The sequence below is a fragment of the Myxococcaceae bacterium JPH2 genome, assembly GCA_016458225.1.
GTDB lineage: Bacteria > Myxococcota > Myxococcia > Myxococcales > Myxococcaceae > Citreicoccus.
On sequence record JAEMGR010000003.1, the window covers coordinates 980,472 to 993,728 of the forward strand.

Genomic DNA, 13,257 nt, shown 5'->3' on the forward strand with positions numbered 1-13,257 from the left:
CGGGCTTACGTGGGCGAGGTGTACTTCGTGGCCCGCCACGCCAGCAGGTTGCGCTCGGCCGAGACGAGGGAGAAGCACACCACCAGGGCGCCCACGATGACGTCGTTCGCGGTGGCGCGGGTCAGGTCGCCGTAGCCCAGCACGGGCGGAGACAGCACGAGCCACGCGCCCAGCAGCGTGTTGACGAAGCGCAGCCCCATGACGAGCGAGGAGAGGAGCGCGACCGTGGCGATCAACAAGCCGACGATGGCGTCATTCATTCGCGGCACGGGGTGGGGATAGTCGAGCACGACAGGGGCGATGATGAGCCAGACGCCCAGGAACAGATTGCACCAGCGAGCCCACATGGCGGACACCTCCACGCGCGTACCACCGCAAGGTGTGACACGCCCGAGCTGCCCCTCAAGCGGGGGCGGCGGACGGAGCGAGGGCTCGGCGCGTCACCCGCGCCACAGCTGGCTCCAGAGGAAGCGCAGGTTGGCGGGGCGCTCGGCCAGTCGGCGCATGAGATACGGATACCAGGCGCGGCCATACGGCACATAAATCCGCACCGGATAGCCCTCGCGCGCCAGGGCGAGCTGCAAGTCCCGGCGGATGCCGAGGAGCATCTGGAACTCGAAGGCGCCCTTGGGCAGCCCGCGCGCCAGGGCGTGTGCCCGCGTGGCGTCAATCATTCGCTCGTCATGCGTGGCGATGCCATGGCGCACGCCGCTGTCGAGCAACACGCGCATGCAGCGCACGAAGTTCGCGTCCACGTCTGCCTTGTCCGGGAAGGCGACGTCGGGACGCTCCAGGTAGGCGCCCTTGCACAAGCGGATCCGCACCCGCTCGGCGCACAGGGCCCGGGCATCCGCCTCCGTGCGGCGCAGCGCGCTTTGAAGCACCGCGCCCACGTGCGCCTCACCGAACTCCGCGTGCAGCGCCCGCACGAGGTCCAGCGTCACCTGCGTCACCGCCGCATGCTCCATGTCCACACGCACGAAGGAGCCGCGCGCGGCCGCCTCGGCCACCACCTCGCGTGCATGGGCGAGCGCCAGCGCGGGGGAGAGCAGCAGACCGCACTGCGTGAGCTTCAGCGACACGTGAGCCTTCACCCCGGACGCGTCGATTCGCTGCAGCAGGCGTTTGTATTCAACGACCTCCTCGTGGGCCTCGGCCTCGCCGCGCACGGCTTCGTTGAGATGATCCACGCTGGCTTGCAACCCTTGCTCCGCCAGGGCTCGCGCGGTGTCCACCGCGTCCTCCCACGTCTCGCCCGCGACGAAGCGCCGAGCCAGCTCGCGCAGGGGCCGCAGCTTGAGGGCGGCGTCCTTCAAGCCCTGTCTTCGGGAGAGAAAGAGCAGGGTGGCGCGGGGCAGGGCGTGGGCGGTCATGGTGGAGCGCTCGGGTTCAATCCAGATGTCGGCTGAGGAAGTCTCCAACGCAGGCGTTGAGGGCTTGGGGATGGCTCATGTAAGGCAGATGGCTGGCCTCGGGGAGCAGCTCCATGCGCGCGCCAGGGATTCGCGCCGCCACCTCCCGCGCGGCCCACACGGGCACGAGCAGGTCCTTCTGTCCCTGGATGATGAGCGTGGGCGCTTGGATTTCGGAGAGCCGGTCCGTGAGGTCCGCGGCCAAGACGTCCCGCAGTCGGCGGAGCAGCTCCGTGGGAGACATCCGCCGCGCCTCGCGGACAATCTCCGCTCGCCCTTCGGCGGGAAGCGCGGCCCCGCCGAGCACGTGCGCGACCAGCGGCGCGAAGACATACGCCAGCGGCCGAGGCGCCCGGACGAGCGTGGACAACATCAGCGCCAGCCGCCGCACCCGCCGCACGCCGCCCACGGGAGACACCAACACCAGCGCCTTGACTCGCGAGGGGTAGCGCAGCGCGAAGGTCATGGCCAGCAGGCTTCCATAGGAAGACCCCAGCAAGGCGAAGCGCTCCGGGAGCCGCGCATCGGGATGGGCCAGGACCTCCTGGTTCCAGCGCAGCGGTGTCTGTCCCGACGGCGTGTGCAGGGGCGGGGTCCACAACAACAGCCGCAGCGTGCTCGCCAGCGGCGCCAGGGGGGCAAAGGAGCGGCCACTGGCGCCCAAGCCGGGCAGACACACCACGGTGCGCGCCGCGTCCGCGCAGCCCCCGGGAAAGGTGAACAGCCGCACGGGTGAGCCCCGCACCTCGCGCAGCTCGCATGGCAAGGCATAGCCGTGCTGGATGTCTTCGAGGTCCGGGACGAGGTGCGGCCGAGTCGCCTCGTCAGTCGTCATGACAGGCCCTCAATAGCAGCAGCCGCACGCTGGCCGCCAGTCGTTCGCGAAAGGCTCGCAGGCGTGGCTCGGGGGCGTCTTCCGGCGGCGGGGCATGCGGCGCCCCCACGGCGAAGGTGAGCCTCACGGGCCGGGGCCCCACGAGGAGCGGCAGCCGATATTGCTCTCCTGCCGCCAGCCTCACGCGCAGGCGCTCCGCTGGGGGCAGCCACCAGAAGGTGTCATCCACGCCAAAGCCCGCGAAAGGAATGACGGGCACTCCGGCTCGCGCGGCCAACCGGACGAAGCCCAGCGTCCGCTCCCAGCGCAATCGGTACCGCGCGCGTGGCAGCTTGAACGTCTCATGTGCTCCGCCGGGATAGCAGACCACCAGCTGGCCCTGGCGCAGCGCCGCCAGTCCATTCTCACGCGTGCCCTCCATGCCTCCCAGCCAGGGAAGGACGGTGCGCACCACGGGGATGCGGAAGAAGCCTCGCTCGGCCAATCCCTGCGCATGACGACCTGTGGCGGCATGTAGCAAATGAAAGAAGGCCGGGGTCTCGTACCCCCACACGCCATGGTTTCCCACCAGGAGCGCCGCCCCTTGCGTGGGCAGGTGCTCGACTCCCATCAGCCTGGCGCGGTGATAGCTCGCGGACAGGGCGGCCCCCCATTCCGCGAGGCGGAATACGGCGCGGCGCAGGGGCGGAAGTGTGGCGTCCACGGCCCATCATGATGGGCACGCCCTACACCTCGCGCATCCCGGAGCGACCAACGAGACGGGCGCACCACCCCCTTGCGCCACCCCTCACCACCCCACCCCCCCGGTTGTTTGACTCCGCCAGCCTCTCGGCAGCGCACCGCCTCACCCCTCGCATTGATGGCATTGCGTGAGGCGTTGGCCCAAGCCCTGGCCTCGTGTTGGAAACCCGGCGTTGGACTGGCGCCCCAGGCCTTGCCAGTCGCCAATATCCCCAGAAATCCCGGAAGTTCCCGAGACGACAGAACGGCTGATACGTCGCTCAGTCACAACTTTTTATCGCTTCCTTCGACAAATCCTTTTTTGGAAGGTATTGGTAGGGGCGGCAGTAATTGATGCCTCCCCCCTCCCTCTAGACGAGGAAAAGTCGAATATGTCGGTTGACAAGGCGTTCCGAGAGATGATTCGTAACGAGATCGAGGTCCAACTCAAGCCGCTGCGCGATGTGGTTTCGCGTCTGGAGGCTGGGACCTCGGACCTGGACGCGCTGCGCAGCGTGGCCGAGCGGCTGGCGCCCCTGGCGCAGGTCGTGGGCCCCCTGTTCGGTGGCAACGCGGCGGCGGCGGCGGTCAAGCCGGTGAAGCGTGGCCCGGGTCGTCCGGCTCGCACGGCGGCTCCGGCCCCGGTCGCGGTGTCGGGCAAGCGTCGCGGCCGCAAGCCGGCCACGGCGGACGGCGCGCGCTCGTGCGCCATCATGGGCTGCGGCAAGCCCAGCCGGACCAAGGGCTACTGCGCGGCCCACTACCAGAAGCTCCGGATGCTGGAGAAGACCAACCGCCGCCCGTCCGCTTGGGTGGACTACGCGCCGGCGGACAGCGTGGAAGACATCAAGCTGCCGCGGGGTCGGGCCGCCTCCAAGGCGCTGGCCGCGGCCGCTCAGGGTAACGGCTAGTCTTCGGACTGCCCCGGCCCGGGCAGACCTGGCGGTGGACCGCGGCTCCCTTCCGGGAGTCCGCGGCAGGTACACCCGCGCGGAGGCGCTTGCGCCGCGAGGGGGTGGCGGGCATGAATGCCCGGGCCATGAACAAACGCGAATTGGAACCAGGCATCATCACCGACCTGGCCGGCCGGACGACATACGGCGACTATCTTCAGCTCGACCGGCTGTTGTCCGCGCAGGTGCCGCGCTCGCAGCCGCCGCATCACGACGAGTTGCTGTTCATCGTTCAGCATCAGACAAGCGAGCTGTGGATGAAGCTGCTCATCCACGAGCTGAGCGCCTGCATTCGCTATATCCAGGCGGACCGTCTGGAGCCGTCGTTCAAGATTTTCGCGCGCGTGGCGCACATCCAGCGGATGCTTTTCGAGCAGTGGAGCGTGCTGGAAACGCTCACGCCCAATGAGTACCTGGAGTTCCGCGACACGCTGGGCAGCGCCTCGGGCTTCCAGAGCTTCCAGTACCGCGCGCTGGAGTTCCTCCTGGGCAACAAGGACCCGCATGCGCTGGGGCCCTTCCGTCACGTGCAGAGCGTGCATGGCGAGCTGGAGCGGCTGCTCGTGTCACCCAGCATCTATGACGAGTTCTTGCGACACCTGGCGCGCACGGGCCATGCGGTGCCGGCGGACCGCGTGGAGCGGGATTGGCGTCAGCCGTATGAGAAGAGTTCCCAGGTGACGGAGGTCTTCCGGCGCATCTACGAGGACATCGAGCAGCACTGGGATGCGTATGAGATGTGCGAGAAGCTGGTCGACACCGAGGAGCGTTTCCAGCTCTGGCGCTATCGCCACATGATGACGGTGATGCGCATCATTGGCTTCAAGCAAGGCACGGGCGGCTCATCCGGGGTGGGGTTCCTGCGCAAGGCGCTGGACCTGCGCTTCTTCCCGGAGCTGTGGGATGTGCGCACGGAGCTGGCGCCGCCCTCCGCCCGGCCGCCTCGGGGCCACGAGGGCACGTAACGAAAGTGTCACGCGGCGCGCGCGGCGGGAGGTCCACGGGGCCTCCTCCACGCAGGGTGGCTCGGTCACGCCCGACCCGCGATGTCTGGGTGAAGGGGCGGCTCCGAGCGGGCCGACCGTTCCCTGGCGGATGGCGCGGGAACTTCCCGCGCGCCGCGTGGGGAGGGCGGACTAGGCTGGCTCGCACCATGGCTGCCGAGGCACCGCTGCTCTTCGACCAGGCCTACATCCTCTGCTACCGCACCTTTGACGTGGCGGAGGAGATTGACCTGGAGCGGGCGCGGCGGGCGCTCACCGAGGACGCGCGCCGACTGAAGCTGTCGCGTGAGAACAGCCAGTACCTTCAATTGCCCAATCCCCCCGTGGCGTATGAGCTGGGGCGCCGGCCGCTCGCGCTGCGCGGCGGGCCTGTCACGGTGGATGCCACGGCGCGCCTGTTTGACCATGGCGCCGTGTCCATCATCCTGCGCGTCCCCGTGGTCCCTGGCACCACCTGGGAGACGCTCACCCAGGTGGCGGACGAGCTGTATGACAGCCAGGCGTTGGAGGACCTGGCGCTGGAGTTGGTGGAGGGGGTGCGCCGCACCATCGCCCCCGCGGTCCAGGCCTCGCACCTCTGGGGACAGAATGAGAGCTACACCGTCATCTTCGCCGAGCGCATCCGGGGGGAGCCCACCGCGGACGAGCTGCTGAGCCGCGCGAACATCGCCCGGCTCCTCTTGGGGGAGGTGGCCTCGGCGGACCTGTCCGCGCGAGAGGTGGAGGCCGTCACGCAGGTGCGCTTCAGCTATACCGTCAATGACCTGGTCGTCATTGATTGGAACAGTGCCTTTGTCTATGAGCCCTCGGGCTCGCGGGACATCCCAGACCTGCTGGAGATTGCCAACGCGCAACTGTTGGAGTTTCGCTACTACGACGAGCGGTTGGATGCACACATCGCCCGCATCCATGACGAGGTGCAGGCGCGACGCAATGGCTGGATTGCATTGCTGCGCAGTCCCTATCGCAACCTCGCGCGCCAGACGTTGGGCACCCTCGTGGACCTCAACGAGTTCGTCGAGCGCGTGGAGAACAGTCTGAAAATCATCGGAGATTTCTATCTGGCCAAGGTCTACGAGGGCGCGGTGCGTCGCATGCGCATCTCGGCGTGGCAGGCCTCCGTGACGCGCAAGCAGCAGCTGCTGGCCCAGACGTATGGACTGCTCAAGGGCGAGGTGGACATCGACCGCTCCCACCTCTTGGAGATGATGGTGGTGGCCCTCATTGTCTTGGAGTTGGCGGTCGCGCTCGCGCGCTTCATCGAACACTAGGCAACGCCTGGCGCGGTGGCTGGGTTCCCCGGGTAGAGGGGGCGTGGGACACTGAGGCTCCGCGGGCGACCCCTCCGCCCGGCGGGGGGAGCGGGGCATGAAGATGCCCGAAAGCGATTCGATGGCCACGGTGGACCGCGCCGCGCGGTCCTTGGATGCGAGGGCCGCCGCGCCCGGGGTGACGGGGCCCGGTGTGACAGGGCCCGCCGTGAATGGGCTTGAGTCGTTGCTCCGGTTGGTGGCGGCCTCGCTGGAGGCCCCGGCGGCGTCGCTGGGCTGGTGGGACGAGACGGGCCTCTTGCGCTCCTGGGTGACGCCGGGCCTGTCCCCCGAGGCGGGCGAGGCGTGCTCACGTCGCCTCCTCTTGCGCGGGTTGGGGGCGTTGGGCTCGGTGGAGGCGCCGGGCGCCTACCTGTCGGAGGACCTGTCCTCGGACGTGCTCCTGGCGGACGTTCCGGAGGTGCGGCAGGCGGTGGGCTCGGCGCTCCTGGCGCTCCCCCTCTTCCTGGCGCCCCGGCCCGCGCCGCTGGGGGTGCTCGCGGTGTACTTCGCCCGGCCCCGGCCCTTCCTGGCCCAGGACCTCCAGCGCCTGGCGCTCCACGCGACGCTGGCGGAGCGGGTCCTCGAGCGCGAGCGTCTGGCCGCGTTGGAGGCCGCCGCGCGGCAGCAGGCCGAGGAGTCCCGGCAGCGCTTCCAGCTCCTGATGGACGCGGGCGCGCTGCTGGCCGGGCCGCTGGACTGGGAGGAGCGGGTGGCCGCCGTGGTGCGGCTGGCGCTGGGCACGTTCGCGGACGGCTGCGCGGTGGACATCACCGCGGACGAGCCCGAGGCCCTGCGCCGGTTGGCGTCGCTCCAGGCGGACCCCGGGCTGGCGCCACCGTCGCTGGAGGCGCTGCGGTGGCGCTCGGACGATGCGCGGCCCGCGCTGCTGGATGAGGTGCTGCGCTCGGGGCGCTCGCGGATGGTGTCGCGCGTGGGGCCGGCCTTCGTCGAGGAGCGCAGCGGCGGCGAGGTGCTGTGGCGCAGCGCGTATGCGCAGGGCCTGTGCTCGCTCATCGTGGCGCCCCTGATGGCGCGCCAGCGCACCCTGGGGGTGCTCACCTTCGTGCGGGGCGAGTCGCGGCCCCCGTACGGCACCGAGGACCTGGCGCTGGCGGAGGACCTGGCGAGCCGGATGGCGGTGGCGCTCGACAACGCGCGGCTGCTGCGACAGGCGCGGGGCGCGGAGGATGCCAGTCGCCGCAGCGCGGCGCGGCTGCACGTGCTGGTGCAGGTCAGTCAGCTCATCGCCGAGGCGGGGTTGGACCTGGCGCAGGTGCTGGACGTGCTGACGCACAAGGTCTCCGAGGCCATTGGCGAGGCGTGCGTGCTGCAGCTCCTGTCGAGCGACCAGGAGCGGCTGGAGGTGGTGGCGGTGCACCACCCTCGGCCGGAGTCGCGGGCGCTCCTGGAGCAGGCCCTGCGCGACCATCCGGCCCTCCCGGGCGAGGGCGTGGAGGGGCGGGTGGCGCTCAGCGGGCAGTCCCTGGCGTTGCCTCGGCTGACGGCGGAGGAGCTGCGCCTGGAGCGGGCCCCGGCGGGGTTGGCGTACTTCGAGCGACAGGGGCCCCAGAGTCTCCTGGTGGTGCCGCTCGGCGCGCGGGGCCGGGTGCTGGGCACGCTGACCGTCATGCGCGAGTCCCCGGGCCGCGAGTACAGCGCCGAGGAGCGCGCGCTGCTGGAGAGCCTGGGCGCTCGGGCGGCGCTGGCCATCGACGACGCGCGGGCCTACGGCGCGGCCACCGAGGCGGTGAAGGTGCGCGACGAGGTGCTCTCCATGGCGGGGCACGAGCTGAAGGCGCCGCTCAACGCGCTCCAGCTCCAGATTCACATGCTGGCGCGCACGGCCCGGGAGGCGACGGCGGCGGGCAAGCTGGCGGAGCGCGCGGAGCGGGCCGCTCGGGCCAGCCAGCGCATGGGGCTGCTCATCGACGACCTGCTGGACGTGTCGCGCATCAGCGCGGGGCGGCTGTGGCTGCGGCGCGAGGAGGTGGACCTGGCCGCCGTGACGCGGGACACCGTGTCGCGCATGTCCGAGGAGCTGGTGCGCGCCGGCTGCGAGCTGCGCCTGGAGGCGGACACGCCGGCGCCGGGGCTGTGGGACCGGCTGCGCGTGGAGCAGGTGCTCGTCAACCTGCTGTCCAACGCGGCGAAGTACGGCGCGGGCCGGCCCGTGGTGGTGAGCGTGTCCTGGGCGGACGGGTGGGCGCGGGTGGGCGTGCGGGACGAGGGGATTGGCATCGCGCCGGAGGACCACGAGCGCATCTTCGAGCGCTTCGAGCGCACCGTGGCCGCGCAGCACTTCAAGGGCCTGGGGCTGGGGCTCTGGATCTCCAAGCGCATCGTGGAGGCGCTGGGCGGCACCTTGCGCGTGCGCAGCCAGCAGGGGCAGGGCTCCACCTTCACGCTGGAGCTGCCGGTGACGCCTCCCGAGGGCGAGGGCGCGCGGGCCGCGTCGGGTGACTCGGCGCTGGAGGAGCGGGGGGGCTGAGTGCCATGGTCGGGCTGTCCGTGCGAGCGCCCATGACCTCCCTCCCGCGACGTCCCTTCGTGCCGCTGGCTTCGCTGTGCCTCGGGCTCGTCCTCGCCGCGCCCGCTTGCGCGCCCCCACGCGTTCCCGCCGCCGCCGTGAGCGCGGCGCGGGACACGGACGGAGATGGCGTGGAGGACGCGAAGGACCGGTGTCCTCAGTACGCGGGGCCGGCCTCGCGCGAGGGCTGTCCGCTGCGCGACGTGGACGAGGATGGCGTGGAGGACGCGCGCGATGCGTGTCCCCGTCAGGCGGGGCCGCCCGAGCTGCGCGGGTGTCCTCTGGCGGACGCGGACCGCGACGGCTTGGAGGACGCGCAGGACCGGTGTCCGGAGGAGGCGGGTTCGCGCGAGCACGACGGGTGTCCGGTGCGCGACGCGGACGAGGACGGCGTGCCCGACGAGCAGGATGCCTGTCCGGCCGACGTGGGGATCGCGGAGCTGCGGGGCTGCCCGGCCCGAGACAGCGACGGGGACGCGGTGGCGGACCACCAGGACAACTGCCCGCGCGCGGCGGGGCCCGCGTCCAATCAGGGCTGCCCCGCGCGAGAGCCCCAGGCGGTGGTGCTGCGCAGGGATCGGCTCCAGCTCCTGGAGCGGGTGTACTTCGAGGGCGGCACGGCCACGGTGCAGCGCCGCTCGTTTCCGCTGCTGGACAATGTCGTGGCGGTGCTCAAGGCCCACCCGGAGCTGCGCAAGGTGCGCGTGGAGGGGCACACGGATGACCTCATCGAGCCCGAGGCCAGCCTGGCGCTCTCCCAGGCGCGCGCCGAGGCGGTGCTGTCGCGGCTGGTGTCCCAGGGGTTGGAGTCCGAGCGGCTGGAGGCGCAGGGGCTGGGGCAGGAGCAGCCCTTGGAGTCCAACACCACCGCGCCGGGCCGCGCGGCCAATCGTCGTATCGAGTTCGTCTTCGTCACCGAGGAGCCCATCCGCCCCGCGAAGGCAAGCCCGCGGCGCTGACGCGGTGGTGGACAGTTCGGAGCCCGGGCGCTCCCCGGCGGAAGGGGCGTGGGGTACGCTGGTTCGGGCGCTCCTCGTGGTTCCACCGTCCCTCCGGACGCCCTTGCCGCCGCCTGTCCCAGGCCGCAGAGGCTGTTGAATGAGTGCTTCGAGCCCCCTGTTCGGCGATCTGCTCCTCAAGCTGGGCATCGTCACTCCCTCGCAGGTGCAGGAGGCGCTCGCGCTCCAGGCGCTCACCGGCCAGCGCGTGGGCGAGGCGCTGATTTCCCTGGGCTACGTCTCGCGCGAGCAGATTCAGGACGCGCTCGGCGAGGCGCTGGGCCTGCACCACGACAAGACGCACGCGCAGCCGGCCCTGGGCGAGCTGCTCGTGGGCCTCAAGTACGTGACGCTGGCGCAGTTGGAGGAAGCGCTCGCGCGCCAGAGACGGGATGGACGGCGCCTGGGCGAAATCCTCGTGGAGCTGGGGCACTGCACCTACAAGCAGATCTACGAAGGGCTGGGGCTCCAGAACCGCCTCGCCGGCAGGCAGGACGTGTCGCGCCCCGCCATCGAGGGTCGCCGCCGCGTGGTGGTGGTGGATGACAGCCCCCTGGCCTGCGCCTTCGTGCAGGAGGGGCTGGTGGCGCTGGGCTTCGAGGTCGTCTGCTTCCAGGACCCCTACGAGGCGCTGGAGCAGGTGGGGCGGCTGCAGCCGGCCATCGTCCTCAGCGACCTGGAGATGCCGGGCCTGGAGGGCGTGGAGCTGTGCCACCGGCTGAAGGAGGGCCCCAGCCGGGGCGTGCCCGTCATCATCCTCACCGCGAACGACCGCGAGGCCGAGCGCGTGCGCGGGCTGCGCATGGGCGCGGACGACTACGTCAACAAGACGGCCTCCATGGACGAGCTGGCCGCGCGCATCGAGAGCGTGGTGCGCCGCACCGGCGAGACGGAGCGCATCCGCCGCCTCTTCGCGCGCTACACGTCCGACGCGGTGGTGGACGAGATTCTCAAGAGCACGGACGCCGTCGTGCTCACCGGCGAGAAGCGCGAGGTGACGGTGCTGTTCGCCGACATCCGCAACTTCACCGGGCTGGCGGAGAGCCTCCCGCCCGAGCAGGTGGTGGCGGTGCTCAACCAGGTGCTGGGGCGGCTGGCGGACGCCGTGTTCACCTGCGGCGGCACGCTGGACAAGTTCCTGGGCGACGGGCTGATGGCCGTCTTCGGCGCGCCGGTGGCTCGGCCGGACGAGGCGCTGCGCGCGCTCCAGTGCGCGAAGATGATGATGGAGGCCATGGCGGAGCTGCGGCTCCTGGCGGAGGCCGAGTGGCTGGCCAACGGCCGAGAGGGACAGCCGCTCGTGCTGGAGCTGGGCATCGGCATCAACTCGGGCGTGGTGGTGGCGGGAAACATCGGCAGCACGGTGCGCGCGGAGTACACCTGCATCGGGGACGCGGTGAATGTGGGCTCGCGGCTGTGCGCGCTCGCGGGGCCCGGGGAAATCCTGGTGGGCGAGCGCACCCGGGACCTGGTGAACGCGAGCGAGACGTCCTTCGAGGACCTGCCGCCCGTCCGGTTGAAGGGGAAGCAGCAGCCGGTCCCGCTTTACCGGGCGCTGTGAACGGGTAGGGTGACGGCCCATGTCCGCCGAACCCCCGCTTCCCGAGCCCCACCGCCGCTCTCCCATCCTGTGGGTGGGGCTCGTCTTCGCAGTCCTGCTGCTCATCGCCGTGGTGGTGACCGCGCTCAGCCGTCGCAACAGCGTGGAGGCCACGCGCGTGCATGACGACTTCGCCGTGCTGCTGGGCGCGCTGGAGCGCTACCGCGCCGACCACGGCGGCACGCTGCCGGAGGAGGGGGACCTGGAGGCGATGCTGGTGCCCCAGTACCTGCCCTCCGTGCCGTTGGACCCGTGGGGTCGCCCGTACAAGTACTCCAGCAACGGCAAGGACGTGTTCCTGGCCACCTTCGGGCGGGAGAACCAGCGCGGCGGCGCGGGCGAGGACCAGGACCACACCAACCACGACGGGCACGCGCAGCCCGTGCGCTGAGCCGCGCCCTCCGTGAAGCCGGCCCCGGAGCAGCCCGCCGGGGTGCCGGGCGCGCCACGGGGCCTCGGCCATGGCCATGTGTCCTGAAGGCAGGGTCGCGCCACTCGCGTCCTCGCCCGAAGGAGGACGGCGATGGCCATCGTCTGTGCGACCAACCTCTCCCCGGAGTCGGGGCGCGCGGCGGCGGTGGCGGCGGCCCTGGCGGGACGGCTGGGAGAGCCGCTGCTGCTCCTGGACGTGTCCGACGAGGCGCCCGTCCCCACCCCCGATACCCTGTCCGACGCGGAGGCCCATCGAGAGCGGCTGGAGGCCGAGGCCGACCGGCTGCGCGCGTCGGGCGTGACGGTGCTGCCTCCGGTGTCGGCGCCGTCCGCGGAGGGCTCGCGCCGGGAAGAGGCGGAGTGCCAGCGCGCGCGGCTGGTGGTGGTGGCGGCGGACGGCTGGCCCCCTGCTTCGTGGCCGCGCACGTCGATGGCGGCGCGGCTGACGCGGTACGGCCGGGCGCCGGTGCTGGTGGTGCGGCGGGACGGCGCGCTGCTGGACTGGGCGCGAGGCCGCCGGCGGCTCACGGTGCTCGCGGGAGTGGACCGGGCGTCCTCCACGTCCGACGCGGCGCTGACGTTCCTGCGCGAGCTGCGGCGGGTGGGCGCCTGCGACGTGGTGGCCGCCTGTGTCTGCTCGCCGCTGGAGGAGCGCGAGCGGCTGGGCATGCGCACGCCCGTGCACGTGGAGCTGTTGGACCCCGGAGGCAGTGAGCTGTCACCGCTGGAGCCGGCCATGGAGCGCGTGCTGCTGCGGGAGCTGCGCGAGCGCGTGGGCGAGCTGGAGGGCGAGGGTGGAATGGAGGTGGTGGTGGAGCCGGGCTATGGCCGGCCCGCCGACCATCTGCTGCACGTGGCCCGGGAGCGTGGCGCGGACGTGGTGGTGGTGGGCACGCACCTGCGTCGCGGGGTGCGGCGGCTGTGGCACGGCTCGGTGTCCGAGGGAGTGCTGCGCCGCGCGGAGCAGGCCGTGGTGTGCGTGCCGCCCGGTCTGCGCGAGCCACGTCACGCCCAGCCACCGCGCACGGTGCTGGTGCCGGTGGACTTCTCCGAGGCGAGCGTGCGGGCCGTGTCCCAGGCGCGCCTCCTGGTGGGCGCGGGCGGTCGCGTGCACCTGTTGCACGTGCACCGAAGGCGACTGACGGACCCCTCGTGGCTGGACACCGTCGGCGTGCCGCCCGAGCCCGAGCGCGACGCGGTGCTGCGCCGGCTGTGGACGCTGGTGCCCTGGGAGGAGGGGGCCCAGGCGGTGCATTGGAGCGTGGAGGGCGTCACGAGCGAGGACGTCCCGCTCGCCATCCGCCAGGCCACGGAGCGCGAGGGCGCGGACCTGGTGTGCCTGGGACTCTCGTCCACGTCGGACGCGCCGGACACCCTCAAGGGCGCGGTGGCCCGGGAGCTGGTGATTCACGGCGCGAGGCCGGTGCTCGTGCTGCCCGATACGTGAGGTGCGTGGCTTCCGG

General features: G+C 71.6%; 12 protein-coding genes. 8 read left to right on the top strand and 4 right to left on the bottom strand.

Going from position 1 to position 13,257, the window contains the following annotated elements:
* Positions 1 to 5: 5 nt before the first annotated feature.
* The 4 genes from JGU66_08710 to JGU66_08725 all read right to left on the bottom strand — a co-directional run bounded on the left by JGU66_08710 (position 6) and on the right by JGU66_08725 (position 2,950).
* A complete protein-coding gene (locus tag JGU66_08710) occupies positions 6 to 347 on the bottom strand; it encodes an SPW repeat protein (GenBank protein ID MBJ6760842.1) in 342 nt (113 codons plus the stop codon).
* A gap of 93 nt (positions 348 to 440) precedes the next feature.
* Positions 441 to 1,373 carry a proline dehydrogenase family protein gene (locus JGU66_08715; GenBank protein MBJ6760843.1) on the bottom strand — a complete coding sequence of 311 codons (933 nt, stop codon included), beginning with the start codon at positions 1,371 to 1,373 and terminating at the stop codon, positions 441 to 443.
* Positions 1,374 to 1,389: 16 nt separating this feature from the next.
* Positions 1,390 to 2,247: an alpha/beta hydrolase gene (locus tag JGU66_08720; protein MBJ6760844.1), complete on the bottom strand. Its 858-nt coding sequence runs from the start codon at positions 2,245 to 2,247 to the stop codon at positions 1,390 to 1,392.
* A complete protein-coding gene (locus tag JGU66_08725) occupies positions 2,237 to 2,950 on the bottom strand; it encodes an acyltransferase family protein (protein ID MBJ6760845.1) in 714 nt (237 codons plus the stop codon). Before JGU66_08725 ends, JGU66_08720 begins: the two co-directional genes overlap by 11 nt.
* A gap of 409 nt (positions 2,951 to 3,359) precedes the next feature.
* On the opposite strand from JGU66_08725, the gene JGU66_08730 reads away from it, so the two are divergent.
* The 8 genes from JGU66_08730 (at position 3,360) to JGU66_08765 (ending at position 13,241) form a co-directional block, all read left to right on the top strand.
* Positions 3,360 to 3,878 (top strand): cell wall protein, encoded by a 519-nt coding sequence (locus JGU66_08730; protein ID MBJ6760846.1) that lies wholly within the window; start codon positions 3,360 to 3,362, stop codon positions 3,876 to 3,878.
* Between the two features lie 128 nt (positions 3,879 to 4,006).
* Positions 4,007 to 4,885 carry a tryptophan 2,3-dioxygenase gene (locus tag JGU66_08735; protein ID MBJ6760847.1) on the top strand — a complete coding sequence of 293 codons (879 nt, stop codon included), beginning with the start codon at positions 4,007 to 4,009 and terminating at the stop codon, positions 4,883 to 4,885.
* 188 nt (positions 4,886 to 5,073) lie between these two features.
* Complete coding sequence (locus JGU66_08740) at positions 5,074 to 6,195, top strand: hypothetical protein (protein ID MBJ6760848.1); 1,122 nt, start codon at positions 5,074 to 5,076, stop codon at positions 6,193 to 6,195.
* Between the two features lie 97 nt (positions 6,196 to 6,292).
* Complete coding sequence (locus tag JGU66_08745; protein ID MBJ6760849.1) at positions 6,293 to 8,725, top strand: GAF domain-containing sensor histidine kinase; 2,433 nt, start codon at positions 6,293 to 6,295, stop codon at positions 8,723 to 8,725.
* Between the two features lie 32 nt (positions 8,726 to 8,757).
* Positions 8,758 to 9,723 carry a thrombospondin type 3 repeat-containing protein gene (locus JGU66_08750; GenBank protein MBJ6760850.1) on the top strand — a complete coding sequence of 322 codons (966 nt, stop codon included), beginning with the start codon at positions 8,758 to 8,760 and terminating at the stop codon, positions 9,721 to 9,723.
* A gap of 139 nt (positions 9,724 to 9,862) precedes the next feature.
* Entirely contained in the window at positions 9,863 to 11,323 is a 1,461-nt protein-coding gene (locus JGU66_08755; protein ID MBJ6760851.1) for a response regulator, read from the top strand.
* Between the two features lie 19 nt (positions 11,324 to 11,342).
* The gene (locus JGU66_08760) at positions 11,343 to 11,753 is read left to right on the top strand and encodes a type II secretion system protein GspG (GenBank protein MBJ6760852.1); all 411 of its coding nucleotides are present in this window, start codon (positions 11,343 to 11,345) and stop codon (positions 11,751 to 11,753) included.
* 132 nt (positions 11,754 to 11,885) lie between these two features.
* Positions 11,886 to 13,241, top strand: a complete 1,356-nt coding sequence (locus JGU66_08765; protein MBJ6760853.1) for a universal stress protein — start codon at positions 11,886 to 11,888, stop codon at positions 13,239 to 13,241.
* Positions 13,242 to 13,257: the final 16 nt, after the last annotated feature.

Coding starts and splice junctions, on each gene's coding strand:
- JGU66_08735 (MBJ6760847.1), top strand. CDS start 4,007: ATGAACAAACGCGAATTGGAACCAGGCATCATCACCGACCTGGCCGGC.
- JGU66_08755 (MBJ6760851.1), top strand. CDS start 9,863: ATGAGTGCTTCGAGCCCCCTGTTCGGCGATCTGCTCCTCAAGCTGGGC.
- JGU66_08745 (MBJ6760849.1), top strand. CDS start 6,293: ATGAAGATGCCCGAAAGCGATTCGATGGCCACGGTGGACCGCGCCGCG.
- JGU66_08750 (MBJ6760850.1), top strand. CDS start 8,758: ATGACCTCCCTCCCGCGACGTCCCTTCGTGCCGCTGGCTTCGCTGTGC.
- JGU66_08740 (MBJ6760848.1), top strand. CDS start 5,074: ATGGCTGCCGAGGCACCGCTGCTCTTCGACCAGGCCTACATCCTCTGC.
- JGU66_08760 (MBJ6760852.1), top strand. CDS start 11,343: ATGTCCGCCGAACCCCCGCTTCCCGAGCCCCACCGCCGCTCTCCCATC.
- JGU66_08710 (MBJ6760842.1), bottom strand. CDS start 347: ATGTGGGCTCGCTGGTGCAATCTGTTCCTGGGCGTCTGGCTCATCATC.
- JGU66_08765 (MBJ6760853.1), top strand. CDS start 11,886: ATGGCCATCGTCTGTGCGACCAACCTCTCCCCGGAGTCGGGGCGCGCG.
- JGU66_08730 (MBJ6760846.1), top strand. CDS start 3,360: ATGTCGGTTGACAAGGCGTTCCGAGAGATGATTCGTAACGAGATCGAG.
- JGU66_08720 (MBJ6760844.1), bottom strand. CDS start 2,247: ATGACGACTGACGAGGCGACTCGGCCGCACCTCGTCCCGGACCTCGAA.
- JGU66_08715 (MBJ6760843.1), bottom strand. CDS start 1,373: ATGACCGCCCACGCCCTGCCCCGCGCCACCCTGCTCTTTCTCTCCCGA.